General features: G+C 44.7%; 14 protein-coding genes, 1 tRNA gene and 2 pseudogenes. 10 read left to right on the top strand and 7 right to left on the bottom strand.

The genetic code is table 11. The features are described 5' to 3' along the window. Positions 1-6 precede the first annotated feature (6 nt). Positions 7-1,289, bottom strand: a pseudogene (locus tag FOC32_RS01505) (D-arabinono-1,4-lactone oxidase). A gap of 241 nt (positions 1,290-1,530) precedes the next feature. On the opposite strand from FOC32_RS01505, the gene FOC32_RS01510 reads away from it, so the two are divergent. Continuing rightward, on the top strand, positions 1,531-3,174 hold the full coding sequence (locus tag FOC32_RS01510; RefSeq protein ID WP_175966022.1) for an acyl-CoA synthetase: 1,644 nt from the start codon (positions 1,531-1,533) through the stop codon (positions 3,172-3,174). Positions 3,175-3,454: 280 nt separating this feature from the next. Here FOC32_RS01510 and FOC32_RS01515 read toward each other — a convergent pair. Beyond that, a tRNA-Leu gene (locus FOC32_RS01515) sits at positions 3,455-3,541 on the bottom strand. 167 nt (positions 3,542-3,708) lie between these two features. On the opposite strand from FOC32_RS01515, the gene queA reads away from it, so the two are divergent. From queA to secF, 8 genes and pseudogenes are all read left to right on the top strand, one after another. After that, positions 3,709-4,743: a tRNA preQ1(34) S-adenosylmethionine ribosyltransferase-isomerase QueA gene (gene queA, locus FOC32_RS01520; RefSeq protein ID WP_175966024.1), complete on the top strand. Its 1,035-nt coding sequence runs from the start codon at positions 3,709-3,711 to the stop codon at positions 4,741-4,743. An 18-nt stretch (positions 4,744-4,761) separates the two neighbouring features. Beyond that, on the top strand, positions 4,762-5,790 hold the full coding sequence (locus tag FOC32_RS01525) for a hypothetical protein (protein WP_175966026.1): 1,029 nt from the start codon (positions 4,762-4,764) through the stop codon (positions 5,788-5,790). Between the two features lie 25 nt (positions 5,791-5,815). Then, positions 5,816-6,385 carry a LemA family protein gene (locus FOC32_RS01530; protein WP_175966028.1) on the top strand — a complete coding sequence of 190 codons (570 nt, stop codon included), beginning with the start codon at positions 5,816-5,818 and terminating at the stop codon, positions 6,383-6,385. Positions 6,386-6,495: 110 nt separating this feature from the next. Further along, positions 6,496-7,350: pseudogene (locus FOC32_RS01535) on the top strand (DUF4303 domain-containing protein). A 122-nt stretch (positions 7,351-7,472) separates the two neighbouring features. After that, complete coding sequence (gene tgt, locus FOC32_RS01540) at positions 7,473-8,603, top strand: tRNA guanosine(34) transglycosylase Tgt (RefSeq protein ID WP_175966030.1); 1,131 nt, start codon at positions 7,473-7,475, stop codon at positions 8,601-8,603. A 100-nt stretch (positions 8,604-8,703) separates the two neighbouring features. Further along, positions 8,704-9,033: a preprotein translocase subunit YajC gene (gene yajC / locus FOC32_RS01545; RefSeq protein WP_004783613.1), complete on the top strand. Its 330-nt coding sequence runs from the start codon at positions 8,704-8,706 to the stop codon at positions 9,031-9,033. A gap of 52 nt (positions 9,034-9,085) precedes the next feature. Beyond that, complete coding sequence (secD, locus tag FOC32_RS01550) at positions 9,086-10,984, top strand: protein translocase subunit SecD (protein ID WP_175966032.1); 1,899 nt, start codon at positions 9,086-9,088, stop codon at positions 10,982-10,984. Between the two features lie 10 nt (positions 10,985-10,994). Further along, positions 10,995-11,966, top strand: a complete 972-nt coding sequence (secF, locus tag FOC32_RS01555; RefSeq protein ID WP_175966034.1) for a protein translocase subunit SecF — start codon at positions 10,995-10,997, stop codon at positions 11,964-11,966. 60 nt (positions 11,967-12,026) lie between these two features. On the opposite strand, the gene FOC32_RS01560 is transcribed toward secF, so the two are convergent. From FOC32_RS01560 to cysM, 5 genes are all read right to left on the bottom strand, one after another. Next, positions 12,027-12,671 (bottom strand): hypothetical protein, encoded by a 645-nt coding sequence (locus FOC32_RS01560; RefSeq protein WP_175966036.1) that lies wholly within the window; start codon positions 12,669-12,671, stop codon positions 12,027-12,029. A gap of 93 nt (positions 12,672-12,764) precedes the next feature. Continuing rightward, positions 12,765-15,074, bottom strand: coding sequence for a RelA/SpoT family protein (locus FOC32_RS01565; protein WP_175966038.1), 2,310 nt, complete (start codon positions 15,072-15,074; stop codon positions 12,765-12,767). A 44-nt stretch (positions 15,075-15,118) separates the two neighbouring features. Then, positions 15,119-16,495 (bottom strand): 23S rRNA (uracil(1939)-C(5))-methyltransferase RlmD, encoded by a 1,377-nt coding sequence (gene rlmD / locus FOC32_RS01570; protein ID WP_175966040.1) that lies wholly within the window; start codon positions 16,493-16,495, stop codon positions 15,119-15,121. Positions 16,496-16,501: 6 nt separating this feature from the next. Continuing rightward, entirely contained in the window at positions 16,502-17,320 is an 819-nt protein-coding gene (locus FOC32_RS01575; RefSeq protein ID WP_175966042.1) for a 3'-5' exonuclease, read from the bottom strand. Between the two features lie 17 nt (positions 17,321-17,337). Next, on the bottom strand, positions 17,338-18,267 hold the full coding sequence (cysM, locus tag FOC32_RS01580) for a cysteine synthase CysM (protein ID WP_175966044.1): 930 nt from the start codon (positions 18,265-18,267) through the stop codon (positions 17,338-17,340). 331 nt (positions 18,268-18,598) lie between these two features. On the opposite strand from cysM, the gene FOC32_RS01585 reads away from it, so the two are divergent. Continuing rightward, on the top strand, positions 18,599-21,406 hold the full coding sequence (locus FOC32_RS01585; RefSeq protein ID WP_175966046.1) for an ATP-binding protein: 2,808 nt from the start codon (positions 18,599-18,601) through the stop codon (positions 21,404-21,406). Positions 21,407-21,433 lie beyond the last annotated feature (27 nt).

Below are 21,433 nucleotides of genomic sequence, written 5' to 3' on the forward strand. Positions count from 1 at the left end.
CTCCTCTTACTTAACCAGAAACAGTTGTTTTAAGTAGGGATTCAGCCATTTTTTTGCGGATCCAGCTGCTGACGTAGCGCCATAAATTCATCCCATCTTGGATATAAGTCGCGCAGTGATGCGGCATGCATGCTATGCAATTTTCCCCAATGTGGTCGCCCCTGATATTTCTGAAAAATTGGTTCCACTAGATTAAAAATGACGTGATAATCCTGCTTATAAAACTGATGGATAGAAATTGAAACTGAATCCCGCTGATAAAATGGACTGAGCCAAATGTCATCCGCTTTGACATAACGAAACTCGATCGGAAAGAGCATCGGCACACGATGCTGCCTTAAACAATGCAGCACTTCTTCCAGACACTGCAAGCCTAGTTCGACAGGAATCTGGTATTCCATTTCATTAAATCGGGTATTGCGCGGTGTAGGGAAAATCTGACTGGACCAATCCACAAAACAGGTCGGTTGGACAAAAACACCGAGCAGCTTTTGCAGATAAGGATTTTTAGACGGCAATAACCGTGTCAATTCAGAACATAACATAAGTAAACTGTCTTCTGATGGCCAGCTTTCTTTTCTCGGCTGAAGGACTTCATCCGTTTCATCTAGTGTTTTCAGCATGACCTGATCAGCATGCAGGAAAGCCCAAAACTCAATATGCCGATGCTGATGTTTCCATTGATCGATATTGGAAAATATGTCTTTTAACGAACATAACCAGATCTGTTCTTTTAATTTATAACTCGGCCGATTTTGCAGGTTAATTTTAGTGAGTATTCCGAGACTGCCCAGTGCCACCCGCCCCGCCTGAAAAATTTCCGTATTTTGCTGCTTATTACATTACAATAATTCGCCATCTGCAGTCAGTAACTCAAAGCCTTGAACGAAAGCAGATAGACACGGTAAATCAATTCCCGTGCCATGTGTACCGGTCGAGATTGCACCCGCCAGACTTTGCTGATCGATATCCCCTTGGTTGACCAAAGCCTGATTAAGAGGAACCAGATATTCACCCAGTTCATATAGATGCGTACCTGCCTGTACAGTACATTGAGCTGTCGCTTCATTTGCATCTATCACGCCTTTGAAATGATCCAGACGAATCAATACCTCATCGGTTTTGGCTAGCGCACTGAATGAATGTCCTGCACCAACCACACGAATCTGCGCATGTGACTTCACCAGAGTTTGTAATTCATTGATTTTTTTAGGCTCGAAAATTTGAGGAGAACTGTATTGGCTTCCTGACCAGTTGCGCCATGTTGCATCCGCCTGTTGTATTTTCATTATTATTCCTTGGCTGAGGCTATTTTTAACACTCATTTAGAGTAAAATACCTAAAAAGGCAAATATGGGAACCCATAGGTTCAAAAAAATCAGTGCTTAAAAATAATTTTATTAACATTCAATTATTTAATTTTTTAAAATTATGCATTCTCACTCGACTAAAGCATAACTGCAAGACTTCCAAGAATTGCATATCTTTTTTAACAGGATATGAAAAATAAATATAGAACGGAGTTTTACAATGGTTAAGGCATACGATGAATTACCGCGCACCCCTGCCAATTTTGTAGCGCTGTCACCTTTACGCTATCTCGATCGCGCGGCTTATATCTACCCGAATCAAAGCGCGATCATTCATGGTAAGCGTCGTATTACCTGGCGTGAAAAATACAATCGTTGCCGTCAGTTTGCCCACCAACTCCAAAATTTAGGCATCGGTAAAAATTATACCGTTTCAGTTTTATTGCCAAACGTACCTGCAATGATTGAAGCACACTTTGCTGTGCCAATGGCGGGTGCGGTCCTGAATACTTTAAATACCCGTCTGGATGCCAAAACTTTGGCGTTCATGCTGGAACATGCTGAGACCAAAGTACTACTGGTCGATCCAGAATTTTCTGCAGTTGCAACAGAAGCTTTGGCATTGGTTCCACAGCAAGACATTTATGTGATTGACGTGGCTGATGAGGAATTTGAGGGTGAAGATACCCGTATCGGCCAGATTGAATATGAAGACTGGCTGGCTCAAGGCGATGCCAATTTTGAATGGCATTTACCGGATGATGAGTGGAATGCGATTAGCCTGAACTACACTTCTGGAACTACAGGCAATCCGAAAGGCGTGGTTTACCATCACCGTGGCGCCTATATTAATGCAGCAAGTAATATCATTGCCTGTGGCATGATGCCGCGTGCCACTTACTTATGGACCTTACCGCTGTTCCACTGTAATGGCTGGTGTTTTGCCTGGACCATGGCAGCCAATGGTGGTACGAACGTCTGCTTACGCAAGGTTGATCCGGAACTGATCTTTAAACTCATTGCTGAACATAAAGTGGATTATTTCTGCGGTGCACCAATTGTACTGTCTATGCTGATCAATACTCCTGAAGAGAAAAAGACCAAGTTTGATCATCGTGTCGAAGTGATGGTAGCCGGTGCTGCGCCTCCTGCTGCAATCATTGAGGGCATGCGCAATATCGGTATCAATGTGACTCACGTCTATGGTCTAACTGAGACCTACGGCCCTTCTGCGCTCTGTGCGTCTCAGGCAGGCTGGTCAGACCTGTCGATTCAGGAACAAGCACAACTGCATTCTCGTCAAGGTGTACCATATCCACTGCAAGACGGCATGAAAGTGCTTGATCCTGACACTATGCAGGAAGTGCCACATGATGGTCAGACCATGGGGGAAATCATGTTCCGTGGCAACATCGTCATGAAAGGTTATTTAAAGAATCCGGAAGCAACTGCAGAAGCCTTTGCTGGTGGCTGGTTCCATACTGGCGATCTGGCAGTATGCCAACCTGATGGTTATGCAAAAATTACCGACCGCTCTAAGGACGTGATTATTTCAGGTGGTGAAAACATTTCATCGCTGGAAGTGGAAGAAGTGCTCTATCAGCATCCTGCTATTCTCACGGCAGCCGTGGTGGCAAAACCAGATCCACGCTGGCAGGAAGTACCATGTGCCTTTGTCGAACTGAAAGCAGGACAAACTGCTACAGCAGAAGAGATTATCGAATTCTGCAAGCAACATCTGGCGCGTTTTAAAGTACCTAAAGATGTAGTGATTACCGAGATTCCAAAAACCTCAACCGGGAAATTACAGAAATTTATCCTGCGTGACTGGGCTAAAGAACGCTCTCAAGGTGAATTTTCTTAATTTATTAAGACCCTAGCATCCAGCCCTACTCTTCAAATTTCTTTTTTAATATTGAGAAAGAAAAATTTGGTGAGTGGGGCTTTTTTTATTCAGAATAAAGACAATTTGTTTATTTAAATAACTGAATTTAAAGTGCTGATTAAGGTACTTATTCTGAGAGATGCCTTACCAAATTAAAGATAAAGAATGCGATCAATCAAAGAAGTTCGCATCCACATGCTTATTTTTAGGCAATAAAAAAAACCCCAAGACTTAATATGCTTGGGGTTTTTCAGAATCTTGGTCCCGAGGGTCGGACTCGAACCGACACGTCATCTCTGACAGCGGATTTTGAGTCCGCCGCGTCTACCAATTTCACCACCTCGGGAGTGGATGACGGCTATATTACTCTGTTTCAAAAACTTGTCAACGCAGAAAAAACACATTTGCCTAATTTTAAAACAATTCTTATTTTTTTGTTTTATAATCGAGCAATTCCCGCCATAAAAAAGAAAAAAGTTTATACTAGCCGCAGTTTTTTTATCGTAAATTGTCATGCAACTTTCTGATTTTAGTTTCGATCTCCCTGATGAGCTGATTGCTCGCTATCCTCTTGAACAACGTAGTGCTTCTCTCCTGTTACACCTTGATGCACAAGGCCAATATCACGATCACCAGTTCACCGATATTTTGGATTTATTGAATGAAGGCGATTTGCTGGTTCTGAACGATACCAAAGTGATGAAAGCGCGCCTGAAAGGTAAACGTGCGTCTGGTGGTGCAGTTGAAGTACTGGTTGAGCGTATGATGGATCAGTTCATTGCGCATTGTCATATCAAGGCCAGCAATACACCCAAAGCCGGTGCAGAATTATTTATTGGTCCAGATGAAGTTAAAGTCACCGTTCAAGGCCGTCATGAAAATCTGTTTATTGTCGAATTTTCTCAGCCGATTTTAGATGTTCTAGACAAATACGGCGCACTGCCAATTCCCCCCTATTTCAATCGTGAAGCAGAAGAAATTGATACGGTTCGATATCAGACTGTCTTTAATGATCCAACTAAACTGGCCAGTGTTGCTGCTCCTACCGCTTCGCTGCATTTCGATGAAGAGTTGCTGAAAAAACTGGAAGAAAAAGGCATTCAGAAAACCTTTGTGACCTTACATGTCGGTGCAGGTACTTTCCTGCCAGTTCGTACCAATGATATCGAAAACCATATCATGCATAGCGAATGGTGTCAGGTGTCGGATGAATCTATGGAGCTGATCAAAGCCACTAAAGCACGCGGTAATAAAGTAATTGCTGTGGGTACGACCGCAACCCGTGCGACTGAAAGTGCGGCTCAGGCCAATGGTGGTGAACTGAAAGGCTGGACCGGTGATACCCAAATCTTTATCTATCCGGGTTATGAGTTCAAAGTGGTGGATCGTCTAATCACCAACTTCCATTTACCGGAATCTACCCTGCTCATGCTGGTTTCGGCTTTATCTAACCGCGAAAACATCCTGAATGCTTACAAGCACGCGGTTGAAAGCAAATACCGCTTCTTCAGTTATGGCGATGCCATGCTGATTGATCAAGCGCAATAATCAGCAGGAACCCTCCCGATGCCGATCGAGTCTGTGCAGCATTCCATTCATATTCGACGTAAGAAAAATGAAGTTGTGTTTCGCAACATCGCCCGGCTCTGGGATTTGGGTCGTCAGGCCAAAAGCCATCAGGAATTATTGGATGGCTTGCATCCATGGAACGGCCCAATTAGCTTAAAATTTGAAAATAATTTACCGCTTGCTCTGGCCGGAATCGGACTCTTTCTGATTGGCTGCATTTTTGTAGCACCTGCCAATATCTGGATGCAAAGCGGTGTCTTCTTCGGCTGTCTACTATTGTTCTGGGCTTATATCAGCTATGAACATCGAAAGCCACTGGATGAAGTTATTCGCTATCTGGAAGATGAGGCGCTCGCCAAAAAATACCAGCTGGCTTTTCAGAAGCAGCCACAACATATCTCGATTCCGCTCAATCCCGTACATTTTATTAGCCATTTAAAACGTCTGTTCCCGGTATTTAATCAAGGCTCTCTGAGTAATGAAATTTCACGCTATGCCAGCACTGTCTGGGAAGATGAAGATGGTCAACAACATCAGGTTCTGGTCTTTCAATATCATTATGTGCACGAAGTTCAGGTACGCAATAAGGAAGGTCAACCGGTCAAACTGACCCAGGTACATAAAGACCTTTGGGGGGTATTTGTTTTTGATGTTCAGATTCAGGGGCTAGCCGTGACTACCTCCAGAAAGAAATTTCATTATCCTTATGCTTATCCTTGGCACAGCAGCGACATTCGCACCAACCAGAAATTAAATTTCTTTGGCAGCGATCCGATGCAAATGGCGAAACTGCTCACGCCTGGTTTTATACTTCGACTGGCGGACTTTTTTGAGCAGCGTCAGGGCGATTTACTGTTTCATCCAGAAAGCCATATGCTCTGCTATCTGGGACCACATGATTTATTTCAGGTATCCAGTAAACACGATAAAATTACCGATATTTCCACATTGCGTGGCCATCTCAGAACGTTTAAATTAATAGAATTGGAAAAGTTACATACTGATCTGACACAATTTTTAAAATAATTATTTTTTTCTGGGGATTACTTTTATGGGATTTTTTGTTTTTGTCATTATCCCGCTTCTGGTCATTATTACCATTATCATGATTCGTAACAGCATTGTGCGTCATCATAACTCCACTATTCGTGCATGGTCCGATGTCGCCAGCTATGAGCGGCAAAAACTAAAAATCCTGGATGGTCTGCAACCTCTGGTTGAGCAATATTCCAGTTTTGAAAAAGGGACTTTAGAGAAAGTTACTGAACTGCGCCAGAACATTATGAACCTGAATATTCAGGATGCCGATATTGCCCAGTTACAACGGGTTGAAAACCTGAATAAAGAACTGATGCGCAGCCTGAATGTGGTGATTGAAAACTACCCTGAACTAAAAGCAAATGAAATTTACCTGAAAATGATGAATGAAATTGAAGAACAGAATGAAAATGTCGGTGCTGCGATTACCATCTACAACCGCAATGTCGAACTCTTCAATAACCAGATCCAGATTTTCCCGCATAATATTATCAATAACATGTTTCTCAAAAAGAAAGCAGTACGCCCTTTCCGTGACCAGACCGTGAGTCAAAACTTTGACTATCGTCCGAACTTCCACTGAGAAAAATCATTACATTTTATAGTTTTTGATTTGCAATCCATTGTCTTATGATGAAAGAGTGAGAGATAAAGCAATACACTTATAAAACCCAATAAAAAGAATAAAAAATCATGCTGGATTATTTAGAACACTTGCAACAGATGCTGGTCAAGGACTTTTATCAGCTGTATGACCGCTATCAGGATGACCACATCTATGCCTGTAGTCTGGTCTTTGATGAATTTTTGCTGCTGGATGATCTGGCGATTTCCACAGAACGTAGCTTTTTTCAGGACCCTGAAGATCCACAGCAATATCTGGCCGAACGGGATCGCTGGAATCTACAAAAATGGCGCTATAAAAGCCACAGCTCTTCACAATCTGAACTCATGCCTTTTAAAACTTTACTGGCAGAGTATTTTAAAACCCAGCATAGTTTTGGCCATCCTGTCTTAACCCAGCAAAAACAGCTTCCTGCTACTCACTTGGATTTATTGCTAGAAACCTTTAAATAAGCCAAACGCAAATTATCTGAAGCTTATGGTCTGGATCTAGATTCGATTATTTTTTTCCTCAGCGTTCCGGCCCAACCCGAATGTGAATGCCAATCTGCACTTGAACTCAATTCTGACAGTCGCTTATTGCAGGACTTTTTAGCTTCCAGACAGACCCTGTCTCAATCGACAGTCAATAAGCGTTTAAAACTCTCGCAAAGTGACAAAGACATCTTGATCGACCTGGAACAAATGCTCACGATAGAGCCTTATGACTATTTGCAAGTAGCGCAGGATGCCTATTTACTGACGCTGGAATCTTATTTTATCGACAGCAATATCTATATCCAAAAACTGATCCAGCATATTGCTGCCATGGCGGCTGAACCCGATGGTAGCTGTGCCTTGAGCCGGGAAGAAATCATGCAGCGTTTACAGCAATTTTCTGCAAATTCACCTCTTTCACCTGATATTTCCCCTATTCATCGATAAATAAAATTACAGAGTGAATTCTCTACAATGCTGGCGTTTAAGGTCAGAATCAAGGAAAATAGCGCCCTTTAATTCGCATTAGTAATCAGCGAACTGTTTTTTCGCCTTGATTTGGAACTCTTATGAAGTTTGAAAAATTAGGTCAGTCGGGTCGTGCCCGTCGTGGTCGTTTAACGCTTGAACATGGCGTAGTAGAGACACCCGTCTTTATGCCAGTTGGTACTTATGGCACCGTCAAAGGCATGTTGCCACGTGATGTTGAAGGCATTAAAGCGCAGATTATCCTCGGTAATACCTTCCACTTGTACCTGCGCCCGGGTCTTGAAGTCATCAAGCAGCATGGTGGCCTGCACGGTTTCATGAAATGGGACAAACCGATTCTGACTGACTCAGGCGGCTTCCAGGTCTTCAGTCTGGGTGCAATGCGCAAGATTGAAGAAAAAGGCGTGACCTTCCGCTCCCCGATCGATGGTTCAAAAGTTTTCCTTTCACCTGAAATTTCGATGGAAATTCAGCATACGCTGAACTCCGATATCGTGATGATTTTTGATGAATGTACGCCTTATCCAGCGACCCATGAAGAAGCGCAAAAATCTTTGCAGCTGTCTTTACGTTGGGCTGAGCGCTGCAAGAAGCATCATCATGATGAACTCAAAAATAAAAATGCCCTGTTCGGGATTATTCAGGGCGGGATGTATGAAGACCTGCGTGATGAATCCTTAAAAGGCCTGCTTGAGATTGACTTCGACGGTTATGCGATTGGCGGTCTGTCTGTCGGTGAACCGAAAGAAGAAATGATCAAGGTGCTGGATTATCTTCCGAACAAAATGCCGGAAAATAAACCGCGCTACCTGATGGGTGTCGGCAAACCGGAAGATATCGTTGAAGGTATCCGCCGTGGTGTAGACATGTTCGACTGCGTCATGCCAACCCGAAATGCACGTAACGGTCATTATTTCGTGACCGATGGTCTGGTGCGTATCCGTAACAGCCAATATCGTCATGATCAAAGTCCGCTTGATCCACATTGCGATTGTTATACCTGTCAGAACTTTAGCCGTGCTTACCTGTTCCATTTAGAGAAATGTGGAGAAATGCTGGGTTCTATGCTCGGTACCATCCATAACCTGCGTTATTACCAGCGTTTTACCGAAGATATCCGCAACGCGCTGGATAACGGAACTTTTGATGAATTTGTTCAGGACTTTTACGCTCGTCGTGGCCTGGAAGTTCCACCTTGTCCACAAGATTAATCTTTCAGCATTTGCGCTGAGGAAAAAGACAGGGTAAATTGCAAGAATATGTCAATTTATTATCAAGTTGATCACCAGTTTTTTATTTTAGGAAAATGAAATGAGCCTATTTATTTCGACTGCTCACGCTGCAGGTGAAGCTGCACAACAACCGAGCTTGATGGCTAACCTTTTGATGATTGCGGTTTTTGTTGCAATCTTCTATTTCTTGATCTGGCGCCCTCAATCAAAACGTGCCAAAGAGCACCGTGCTCTGGTTGACAGCCTTGGCGTAGGCAGCGAAGTCGTTTTTGCAGGCGGCTTAATGGGCAAAATCACTAAAATTGAGGGTGATTTCGCAGTCGTTGAGCTGAGCCGTGGTGTAGAAGTCAAAGTTCAACGTGCGAGTGTGATCTCAGTTCTGCCTGAAGGCACTTTAAATAACATTTAATCAAAATTAGTCGTGCTCCCCGCACGACTTTTTCATTTTAAGAAGAAAACGAATGCGTTACCCAGCATGGAAATATGTGCTGATCCTGGTTGTCCTGGTGGTCAGTACTTTATATGCCCTGCCAAGTTTGTATCCAGATGAACCTGCTGTACAGATTTCGGGTGCCAAAGCCGGTACTCAGATTGACGCAGGCATCGTACAAAAAGCAGAGCAGATTTTAACAACTGAAAATATTGCAACTCACGACAATAGCTTTAGTAATAACGCTGCTTTATTACGTGTAAATTCAAGTGAAGCACAGCTGAAAGCCAAAGAAGCTTTACGCCGTGGTTTAGGTGATGAATACGTCGTAGCACTTAACCTTGCTCCAACCACCCCAGAATGGCTACAGAAAATTGGTGCCAAACCAATGAAACTGGGTCTGGACTTACGTGGTGGTGTTCACTTCCTGCTCGAAGTGGATATGGACAAGGCGATTGCACAGCGCATGGACACCTCTGCAACTGACCTGCGCCGTCAGCTGCGTGATAACAACCTGAAATTCAACAGTCTGAATTTAAGCAATAACACCATTGTTGTGCAGTTTGCCAATAATGATGATCGTGCTGCTGTCATGGATTTCTTGCGCCGTAATGGCAATGAATTCAATCAGCAGGCAGTGGCGACTGAAACCGGTTCGACTTTACGCCTCAACTATACCGATACGCGTAAGCAGGAAATCGAATCTTATGCGGTGAACCAGAACTTAACCACTTTACGTAACCGTATTAACGAGTTAGGTGTGGCTGAAGCACTGGTACAAACCCAAGGCAGCAACCGTATTGTGGTTGAACTACCGGGTGTACAGGATACTGCTGAAGCAAAACGTGTCTTGGGTCGTACGGCGAACCTGGAATTCCGTCTAGTGTCTGATCTGAATGATCAATACATCGATCCTTATACTGGTCAATTAAGTGGTACAGCTCCAGCAGGTACTCAGGCATTTGCTTATAAATCTCTGGACAGTGGTCGTCAGTTATTGCTGAACCGTAACCGTATTTTGACCGGTGAACGTGTACAAAATGCATCTTCTGGCTTTAGTCAGGATACTGGCGGTGCTGAAGTTAATATTACTTTGGACAGCGCTGGCGGTAAATTGATGGCAGATGCCACACGTAATGCCGTAGGCAAACGTATGGCGGTACTGTTCATCGAGAACAAGCAAAAGATCAGCTACGTAGAAGACCCGGCAACAGGTGCACAAACTGAAGTGCGTACACCATATACCGAATCTGTGGTCATTAACGCTGCAACTATTCAGGCAGTATTGGGTTCTCAATTCCGTATTACCGGTCTGGACTCACCTCAGGAAGCTTCTGAGCTTGCCTTGATGTTACGTGCCGGTGCTCTGGCTGCGCCAATGTACTTTGTTGAAGAACGTGTGATTGGTCCAAGTCTGGGTCAGGAAAATATTGATAAAGGCGTATTGTCGACTCAAATCGGTTTCATCTTAGTTGCAATATGGATGGTAGTATTCTTCCGTCTATTCGGTGTCATTGCCAACTTCGCACTGGTCATTAACCTGGCAATGATTCTGACTGTCATGTCATGGATTGGTGCTTCCCTCACCCTGCCGGGTATTGCCGGTATCGTAATTACCATCGGTATGGCGGTCGATGCCAACGTATTGATCTGTGAGCGGATACGGGAAGAAATGAAATGGGGCGCCTCGCCGAAACAGGCAATTGTGGCCGGTTATGATCGGGCCTATAACACCATTTTCGATTCGAACTTAACTACCTTCTTGGTAGCGTTCATTCTGTTCGCAATTGGTACCGGTCCGATCAAAGGCTTTGCTGTCACCCTGATGATTGGTATTGTCTGCTCAATGTTTACAGCGATTACCGTAACCCGTGCGATCGTACAGATCATCTATGGCAAAAAACGTAACTTGAAAAAGTTGAGCATTTAGGAGATCGACGATGACTGAAAATACTCAACTGAATCATAAACAGTACGGTCGCCCTGAAGATGAACGTATCATTCCGTTTATGAAGATTGCATTGCCTGCAGCAGTGTTCTCTATCATCCTGACAGTTGCCAGCATCTTCTTTATTGCGACCAAAGGCTTGAACCTCGGTCTGGACTTTACCGGTGGTGTATCAGCAGAGCTGAACTATACCAATCCAGTAAAACCAGATGATGTGACTCAGGCACTCAGCAAAGCTGGCTTTGATGATGCGGTCGTGCAAACGCTGGGCTCGGAACGTGACCTGATGGTACGTATGCCGGTTCAGGAAGATATTGAAGCAGAAGACCTTACCAAAGCCGTTACTGCAGCAGTTCAGCTGCCAGGCAATGCGGCTCAGGTACCTAAGGTCGATGTAGTCGGTGGACAGGTCGGTAACGAGCTGTATGTGCGTTCTGCGGGTGCAGTTGCCCTTGCCCTCTTGTTGATGCTGGTCTATGTCACCATCCGCTTTGAGTTCAAACTGGCGATGGGTGCGGTACTGTCATTGTTCCACGATATCGTAGTGACGATTGGTATCTTTGCCATGATGCAGTGGCCGTTTGACCTTACTGTTTTGGCAGCCGTACTGGCGATCATCGGTTTCTCACTCAACGATAACATCGTGGTCTCTGACCGTATTCGTGAGAACTTCCGTAAGATCCGGGGTGCCGAACCTGTTGAAATTATCAATATTGCCTTGACTGAAACCTTACGCCGTACCATTCATACTTCTATGACTTTATTACTGGTTGTAGTGGCCATGATGATCATGGGCGGTGCTGGCCTGAAATGGTTCTCGATCGCGATGTTTGTAGGTGTCTTTGTCGGTACCTATTCTTCGATCTATATCGGTACAGCCTTCGCCCTGTGGCGCGGTCTGAATCGTCAGGACTTTATTGTTCAGGTGAAACCAGAGTTTGAAGACGAAAATCAGCTTCCATAAGCTACCCGTTTTCAATTTCACTATTCAGCCCATCTTATGATGGGCTGAATTATTTCTGGTCTAAGAAAATTGCTGCGGAGGCATGATGGCAATCACAGGATGGATTTTAGCTACATCAGATTTCTGGAAACTGACCTTGCGGCTTTCATCCAGACTTTGGATCTGATAGCTGTCTTGGCTTTCCGAAATCAGCTCCACAATGAGTTGCAGTCCATTAATTAAATAAAGACACATCAAGCCAGATGGCTGTAAATCAGCTTGCTCATCACAGACCAACCACCAGCCTGCTTTTAGGCTCGGAAAATAATACTGTCCTGTGACCTGAATGGCATAATGCTGAGGTTCCAATTTCAACCAAGATACAAGATTTTCTACTGCGTCTATGACTTTCATTTTAAAGACTTGCTGTTCAACAACCTGCATCTGGAACAAAGTCATTTTTACAGGATTAGATGCCATTTCAATGACAGGTGCTTGAGCACGATCCAATATTAAACTTTCTAAACTCAGTTGCTGTTCCAGCTCGCGTGCAGCCTTTTCTCCAATCTGGCGCTTACTGTTCAATAGCTGGGTAATATAGGCTGCAGACAGACCAAAATGCTCGCAAATCTCTTTGCCATTTTGAAACTGCTGGCTATCAATCAACTGATCAATCACTTTGGCCAGATTATTTCGTCTCAGTTCAAATATTTCCGTGGCACTCATGTTTATTATTTGCTCTTTTCCCTCTTAAGCACACCTTATAACAAAAAAGCCCGCAATTGAATTGCGGGCTTTTCTAATCATGCCTAAAAAGAATCAGTTACCTTGAACCAGACGGCGGGCACTGATAATTCCCGGCTGCTGTTCAAGCCGGGCCAATAATTTGGAAAGTTGAGCCAAGCCTTTAACTTCGATCAATAATTTCATATTGGCAATACCATCTGCTTCAGAAATGGTATTTACTTGACGGATATTGATCTGATCTGAGAAAATCACCTGAGTCAGATCTTTCAGCAAGCCACGACGGTCATAGGCTTCCACCACGATCTGTACACTTTGGCCACGAGTCGGCTGCATTTCCCAGTCGGCTTCTACTGCACGTTCCGGTTCTTGGCTGATCATACGTACATAATCCGGACAAGCCACCTTGTGGATGCTTACACCGCGATTCAAGGTAATATATCCCGCAATCGATTCACCATGCACCGGCTGACAGCACTGGGCTACATGCAGTTCAACGTTATCCAGACCATCAATTAGAATACCATGTGCAGACAAGGTATGACTGGCACGCGGATTCAAGGCTGGTTTCAGTACCAGTTCAGGCTCATCCTGATCCAGATGCATATGGCGATTGACCTGATTGATCAGGGCATGCAGGCTGATATCACCATTCACCAGACTAATCAGAATGTCTTCACCACTCTTCACATTAAAATGGTTGCAATAATCACCCAGGTCGATTGATTTTGGATGAATTGCCAGACGTGCCAATTCTTTATTCAGAATTTCACGACCCACTTCCAGATTCTTACTGCGATCCTGCTGACGGAACCAATGACGTAACTTGTCACGGGCGCGTGCAGTCTTGATATAACCCAGCGAATTGACCAACCAGTCCCGATTTGGTTCACGGTCTTTCTTGGTCAGAATCTCGACCTGTTCCCCGGTTTTCAAGGCATAGGTTAAAGGCACATAGCGCTGGTTGACCCGAGCCGCATAGCATTTGTTGCCGACTTCCGTATGCACATGATAGGCAAAGTCGAGTACGGTTGAGCCCCGTGGTAACTCTTTAATATCACCATCACGGCTAAACACATAGATTTTTTCGAAGCCTTCAAAATCTTGAATGTGTTCAAAATTTTCAACTTCCTCTTCTTCATCCTTATGTGCACTGGCTTCATTGCGTTCTTGATAATGCTCAATCACTGCACGCAGGGAATGCAGACGATGATTAAAGGAAGTATCGGTATTTTTCGAACCTTCCTTATAGTTGAAGTGCGAGCATACGCCAAGCTCGGCCTCTTCATGCATCGTATAAGTACGAATCTGCACTTCAAGTGACTTGTTTTCCGCAATCACAGCTGTGTGTAAAGAGCGATAACCATTGGCTTTCGGATTGGTAATATAGTCATCAAATTGATGCGGAATATGTCGCCACAATTGATGTACGATCCCGAGCGTGTGATAGCATTCAGGCACACTTTTCACCAGTACACGTAGTGCACGGATATCATACAGCTGGTCGAAGCTCAGGCTCTTGCTTTTCATTTTTCGATAGATCGAATAAATGTGCTTCACCCGGCCGTTAATTTCAGCTTCAATGCCGTGTTCTGCCAGCTCTTCACGCAATTTATCAATCACGAACTGAATATATTGTTCGCGTTCCAGACGCTTTTCATTCAGCAAAGAGGCGATTTCTTTATAGCGTTCCGGCGCCAGATAGCGGAAGGCTAGATCTTCGAGTTCCCATTTCAGCTGGGCAATCCCGAGACGATGCGCTAAAGGAGAATAAATGGTGAGAATTTCTCGTGCGACCCGTTCTTGCCGTTCACGTGAAGAATTAGCCAGCTCACGCAGTGCATAGGTACGTTCTGCCAGCTTGATTAACACGACGCGAACATCTTCCGTTACCGAAATCAGCATCTTGTAAATACCAGACAGATGTTCACGCTGGTTATTATTGAAGTGGTCTTCCAGGCGTTTATTTTTTTCAATCAGCTCAGACAGCTTACCCATCGACAACGTGCCTTTGACCAGGCTATAGACCTGTTCACCGAATTTTTCCTGCACTTCTGCCAGTGGCATGACGCCTTCACGTACTGCGCGGTAAAGCATGGCAGCAGACAAGGTATCTTCATCGACATAGAGATGCGCGAGAATATCCGCCATTTCAATACCGGTATAGAAGGTATTAGAGCGATGCTGAACCGTACTTTGTAGCTCTTTTTCTAAGGTTAAACGGGCAACTTCTTCGAGCTGCTTCAGGGGAGCCCCGTCTAATATGCCACGAACCCGATCTAACCATTCAGTCAGATCCTGCTGTGCTTGTTCGGCATGTTCTACAGTCGCCTCCTGTGACAACTCATTGAGCCGCCCAGGCAGTTGCTCACGTACTGTGACCATACCCTTCTCCTACTTTTAGATACATCATCTCTTTGATCGTTTATTTAATTTTCTTTTTCAAACAAGGCAATCGACTCGACATGTCCGGTATGCGTAAACATATCCATCACACCGGCTTTCGTTAGCTGATAACCCTGTTGTACCAGTAGCCCTGCATCTCTTGCAAGCGTAGCGGGATTACATGACACATAAACGATTCTTTTGGCACCAAACTGAGGGATATAATGCATAACTTCTTCTGCTCCAGCACGTGGCGGGTCGATTAATAATGCATCAAATCCCTGATTTGCCCAAGACTGGTGCGAAAAATCTTTGGTTAAATCTTGTGAATAGAACGAAACTTGTGCAATACCATTATGGTTAGCATTTTCTGCACCGCGTTGCACCATTTCCTCACTCCCCTCAACCGCAACCACCCGACCAGATGCACCAACACAACGCGCCAGTGGCAAAGAAAAGTTTCCTAATCCACAAAACAGATCCAGAACGCGTTCGCCTTGCTGTAATTGAAGCAAATCACATGCCAAGCGAACCATCTGCGGATTGATCGTTGAATTGACCTGAGTGAAGTCCAATGGATTAAAACCGAATTCCACATCAAAGTCATCAAGACCATAGTGTAAGCGTGCTGCCTGTTCAGGCTCATCAATCCGCTTCAAATAATCTTGGCCTGCAGGTTGCAAATAAAGCTGCCAACCTTTCTCTAACGTAAATTGGCGCAATCGGTTGACATCTGTTATCGATAATTCTGCGGTTTCACGAATGAGCAAGGCAATGTCATGATCACCCATAGCCAATTCTATATGACCAATATCTGCCTGACCATCGAGACTTTGGAGCAATTGTTTAAGACGTGTAACCGATCCAAACTCGCGATCTAGAATCATGCAGCGGTCAATCGAGGTCAGCTTATTGGACTGGTTTTCACGAAAACCAACCACCAGCTTGTCTTTTTGAGGCAGATAACGTACCCCAATCCGGGCTTTACGACGGTAGTCTTCACGTTTTGAACGTAGCGGTGACAGCCATTCTTCAGGCTGGATCCCGGCAAAATGCTGCAAATGTGATTTCAGAACATTCTGCTTAAGTTCAATCTGCGCATCGGGATGGATATGCTGCATATTACAGCCACCGCATACGCCAAAATGTGGACACACAGGTTTGACCCTGATCTCGGAAGCCTCACTGATTAACTCAAGGCTATCCGCCTCTTCCAGTTTTTTGACTTCACGGGTAATGCGGGCACGAACGGTTTCACCTGGCAAGGCATAACGGATAAAGACTTTCTTGCCATGCTTTTCAAGCGGATGGTCCGGATATGAACCATAGTGAGCGATGCCACGTCCTTCATGTGAGAGTGATTCAACCTGAAAAATATACTCGGATTGCGGTGCTGGACGTGGTTGTGCTCGACGTTTCATGAAAACCTAGGATGTGGAGATGGGAAAATCAAAACGGGTAAATTCAGTTCTTTGTGAGGTTTCACGCCAGACTGATAAAAAATCTGCATGTTGCGGCTGGGTATGCAGGTATTGAATCGTACTCTGCACCAGATGCTGATAATCAGGCAACATCAACTGGCCTTTTAGCAACAGCCAGCGAATATATACTAACCAGGTATTAAGCACATCACCTTCACAATAGCTGGTGAGTGCGCTCCATTGCTGGTTACGTACATATTCCGGTACATGATAGCCACCATCGCCACGCTTGCCTGGATAACCCAGTAAATGAGCAACATCATCCAGTTTCTGAAAATGACGGGCATGAAACATGGCCATGACATCCATCAAATCGACGTGACGCTGATGGTAACGATTCTGGTAGTTATTATAACGCTTTTGCGTATCAATTTCGCCCTGGTCGAACAGACTTGGGGCAGATAAGCCATGATACATGGCCCGATAAAGAATAACCGGCAGGTCAAATTGTGAGCCATTCCAACTGACTAGCGTCGGATGACGCTTGTCAAAAATGGATAAGAATTTTTTTAAAATCTCTGCTTCGCTGTACTGTTCACGGCTGAAAGAAAACAGGCGCATGCCCTGTTCATCCATCCATAAACCGGAAATACAGACAATCTCATGCAGTGGCAGACGCTGAAAGTCCGAGCCTGATTCCTGACGGCGTAATTTGGTCAGGGCCTGATCCAGATCAGCCTCCGGCAGATCCAGACCAAACAGATGCGCGCCTGATTTAAGATCGGTTTGGGTTTCAATATCGAAAGTTAAAACAGGCAGGCGCATAAAAGATTTCTCAAAAATTATTCAGGGTCTTGTACAGAGAACAAGCCTGTAGACAGGTAACGGTCACCACGGTCACAGATAATACATACAATTACTGCATCCGGATTTTCTTCTGCGAGCTTGATGGATGCCCAAACTGCACCGCCAGAAGATGTACCGGCACTGATACCTTCTTTTTGTGCCAGTTTACGCATAGTACGTTCCGCTTCAATCTGTGGAATATCGATAATATGGTCGATACGACTACGATCGAAAATCGTTGGCAAATATTCTTGTGGCCAGCGACGGATACCGGCAATGCTAGAACCATCAGATGGTTGTAGGCCCACAATCTGAATATCCGGATTCATTTCTTTCAGATATTTAGATACGCCCATGATCGTACCTGTAGTACCCATTGAGCTGACAAAGTGCGTAATCTTGCCACCGGTTTGCTGCCAGATTTCAGGACCTGTGGTCAGGTAATGTGCTTCGACATTGTCCGGGTTACCAAACTGGTTTAACACCAAACCTTTACCATCAGCCTGCATTTGCAAGGCCAGATCACGCGCACCTTCCATGCCCTGCTCTTTGGTCACTTCAATCAGTTCAGCGCCATAAGCACGCATAGCGTCCTTACGTTCCTGACTCATGTTATTCGGCATAATCAGCTGCATTTTGTAACCGCGCATGGCCGCAACCATCGCCAATGCAATCCCTGTATTTCCGCTGGTCGCCTCAATCAAGGTATCACCCGGTTTGATCTGTCCGCGCTTTTCCGCCTGCATGATCATGTTATACGCCGGACGGTCCTTGACCGAGCCTGCCGGATTATTTCCTTCGAGTTTTGCGAGTACTTTGGCTTGAGTGTGACTAGCCAGACGCTGCAAACGCACCAGTGGCGTTTTGCCTACATAATGGTCCAGTAAAAATTCGTCTGCTTGAAAATCAGGGGTGGTATTACTCATTATTTGCACCTATATCGAGGTGCGGCTATTGTATGAAAAAATGCATTTCCCTGCACCCATTTATAGCAGTGCTTTTGCATAAAACTGTATAAATCACGATCGGCATGGCCAATTCGTCCTGTTTTAGCTTGATAAAACTCCTTAATCATGACAGTGACTTAGCTCACCTCTCCCCCTGAAAAGGTTTGCTCAAACACACATAATGACTGTTCAGCATAATGGTTCTTATTTTCTGCCTTAATCTGGAGCTTTATAAAAATAATGCTGAAATTTTAACAGTAGATTTAAAGCATGCTAATATGCAAAGCATAAGGAAAATACTGCTTGAATCATGTCAAATATCAACAAAAAGCTGTTTAAACGCCTACACTTAAATCATGCTTATGGACAGCTGATTGCACTGATTTTTGTACCCATTACTATTCTGGCCTGTGTCGGCGCTGCTCTGGTCATTTCAGAGACTTCCAATGCCGCTCGTGCCCAGCAAAAGCAGATGGCCATTGCGATTCTAACCCGTTTTCAGGCCACTTCTGAATATGCACTGGACATTTTGAGCCTTTACCCATGGCAATATGAGCAGGCTCATGACGCCATGCAGAATATGCTGAATGAAAAGCATCTGATTCGTGCGGCTATTCTGGATGAAAATGGTAAAAGTAAACTTGGCATTGGTTTTCAGGAGCAAGCGCCTTGGCCAGACTTTAAAAAAGATGGCAATTTCGTTGGCCCGATCTTAGATAAAAACAATCATATTTATGCAGTCAAAGTAAATGAAAATGGCATGAATGCAGGCTGGCTGGCGATCGAACTGGACAATCAGCCCTTAGAAATTGCCCGCTACCGGGTTCTGATCGTTTTGATTGCGACCGGCTTATTGACCTTATTGCTCTTGTTGTTATGTCTGAATTTCTATTCTCGCCGCTGGATTGCACCGATGTATGAAATTCGCATGCAGCTGCAACGCCTGAATGCCGACACCCTAGATCAGCATATGGTGATCAACAGTACCGGTGAACTGCGTCTATTGCAGCGTGATATTGCCAATGTGGTGAAACGTCTGCATTTCAGTTTTCTGGAATTGCGCGAGCATACTGAACAGACTGAAGACGATTTGCGCCGTACCCTGGATACTTTAGAAGTCCAAAATATTACCTACCGTCAGGCACGTGACCAAGCGATTTCGGCCAATCAAGCCAAGTCGGTATTTCTGGCCAATATTTCCCATGAATTACGCACACCCTTAAACAGTATTGATGGTTTTATTCACCTGCTGCTGCGTCAAGGCAATCTTAGCAATGAGCAAAGCCTGTATTTGCAGACCATCCGCAAATCTTCTGCACATTTGCTGGCCCTGATCAATGATGTACTGGATTTCTCCAAGATTGATGCTGGCAAACTGGAACTGGAAACTGCACCTTTTGATCTGGAAGAAGCTATCTTTGATGTGATGGACATGCTCTCGCCACTGGCTGCACAGAAGCATATCGATATGGCGTTCTATTTTGCAGACAATGTACCGAAACATGTGATTGGTGATGTACTACGCTTTAAGCAGATTCTGACCAACCTGATTTCTAATGCGATCAAGTTCACTCCAGACGGCGAAATCATTGTTCGGGCACGCATGGAGCACGATGATATTGGGCAATGTCTGCTGCATTTCAGTGTTCAGGACAGCGGCATTGGCCTGAGCGGAACTGACCGTAAAAAACTGTTTGAATCCTTCTCGCAAGGCGATACCTCGGTCACCCGCCAATTCGGCGGTACAGGTTTAGGCCTGGCCATTTCCAAGCAACTGGTCCACCTGATGCATGGACAGATCGGCTTTGAAGATAATCAGGAACGTGCTCCAACAGAAAAAGGCTCAACCTTCTGGTTTACCGCCCAATTCCCAGTGGATGAAGATATTATCCATGAGCACCCGGATTTCAGTGATCTGACGGTTGTATCTTATCTTGCCCATCCGGCAACGGCGAATGTCTTAAGACATTATCTGGAGAATTATCACGTTAAACATATTGAATCGACGTCCATTCTGGATCTGTTCAGTCGTCTAAATCATTTACAAAATATCGAGAATACCTGGCTGATTGTTGACCATAGTGGTGATAGTCAAGCCTTACTGACAGAAATTCGTTCTCGCTATCAGGGACATCTGGCTGTGTATGGTTATCAAATGCAGCTTGATCCGAACATGCTGAATGATCATCGTGCCCGTGCTCTGCATCAGCCACTCAGTCGTAGTGCCCTGATTCAGCTACTCGCCAATCAACCCGTCTTTGATCAGGAACAGCATGAAGACTTTAATGGTCAGGGACTGCATATCCTTGCCGTTGATGACCATATGCCGAACCTGATTGTTCTGGAAGCCTTGTTGGCCGAACTGAATGTCACCACGACCAAAGCCATTAGCGGACAGGAAGCGATTGATATCATTCAGAGCCGTTATGAACAGGGCCTGCCATCTTTTGATCTGGTGTTTATGGATATCCAGATGCCAGTGATGTCCGGTATCGATACCACCCGTGCAATCCGTTCACTGGAATCAACTTTTGAAAATCATCAGCGTCTGCCGATTATTGCCCTGACAGCACATGCCCTTTCCGACGAGAAGCAAAAACTGTTACAAAATGGTATGGATGATTATGTCACCAAGCCTATTCAGATTGATCAGATCGTGCAGATCCTGACGCATTGGACGACTGAAAGTTTTAAAAAGATTCCGGTGCTGGAACGTGCCAATGTTATTGATGCGCTGGATCCGAATATTCTGGATTGGCAACAAAGCTTGCAACTGGCAGCCAATAAAGAAGATCTGGCAGTCGATCTGCTTAGCATGCTGGTCGACAGTTTTGAAAAAGAGCTGGATGAAATTGAGCAATTAATTGAGCTGGAAGATTTTCCGCAGCTGGAACATGTTTTGCACCGTCTCTATGGGGCTACCCGTTATGTCGGCACACCGACTCTGCAAAAAGTTACCGGAAGTTTTGAGCAGTTTGTCTCGACCTTGCGTAAGGAACGCCGTAAGGCCGATGACAGTTTTGTTCAGGAAGTACTGAAATATCTGGATGAACTGAAAGCAGTGATTGAGCAGGTAGAACAGGCAGCTCAGCAAATTTTAAACAAGCATAGTGGTTAAAAAATTACTGTTTTACTTACTCATATC

It is taken from the genome of Acinetobacter sp. FDAARGOS_724, from assembly GCF_013364475.1.
In the GTDB taxonomy this organism is placed as follows: Bacteria; Pseudomonadota; Gammaproteobacteria; order Pseudomonadales; family Moraxellaceae; genus Acinetobacter; species Acinetobacter variabilis.

Coding starts and splice junctions, on each gene's coding strand:
- FOC32_RS01510 (WP_175966022.1), top strand. CDS start 1,531: ATGGTTAAGGCATACGATGAATTACCGCGCACCCCTGCCAATTTTGTA.
- queA (WP_175966024.1), top strand. CDS start 3,709: ATGCAACTTTCTGATTTTAGTTTCGATCTCCCTGATGAGCTGATTGCT.
- FOC32_RS01525 (WP_175966026.1), top strand. CDS start 4,762: ATGCCGATCGAGTCTGTGCAGCATTCCATTCATATTCGACGTAAGAAA.
- FOC32_RS01530 (WP_175966028.1), top strand. CDS start 5,816: ATGGGATTTTTTGTTTTTGTCATTATCCCGCTTCTGGTCATTATTACC.
- tgt (WP_175966030.1), top strand. CDS start 7,473: ATGAAGTTTGAAAAATTAGGTCAGTCGGGTCGTGCCCGTCGTGGTCGT.
- yajC (WP_004783613.1), top strand. CDS start 8,704: ATGAGCCTATTTATTTCGACTGCTCACGCTGCAGGTGAAGCTGCACAA.
- secD (WP_175966032.1), top strand. CDS start 9,086: ATGCGTTACCCAGCATGGAAATATGTGCTGATCCTGGTTGTCCTGGTG.
- secF (WP_175966034.1), top strand. CDS start 10,995: ATGACTGAAAATACTCAACTGAATCATAAACAGTACGGTCGCCCTGAA.
- FOC32_RS01560 (WP_175966036.1), bottom strand. CDS start 12,671: ATGAGTGCCACGGAAATATTTGAACTGAGACGAAATAATCTGGCCAAA.
- FOC32_RS01565 (WP_175966038.1), bottom strand. CDS start 15,074: ATGGTCACAGTACGTGAGCAACTGCCTGGGCGGCTCAATGAGTTGTCA.
- rlmD (WP_175966040.1), bottom strand. CDS start 16,495: ATGAAACGTCGAGCACAACCACGTCCAGCACCGCAATCCGAGTATATT.
- FOC32_RS01575 (WP_175966042.1), bottom strand. CDS start 17,320: ATGCGCCTGCCTGTTTTAACTTTCGATATTGAAACCCAAACCGATCTT.
- cysM (WP_175966044.1), bottom strand. CDS start 18,267: ATGAGTAATACCACCCCTGATTTTCAAGCAGACGAATTTTTACTGGAC.
- FOC32_RS01585 (WP_175966046.1), top strand. CDS start 18,599: ATGTCAAATATCAACAAAAAGCTGTTTAAACGCCTACACTTAAATCAT.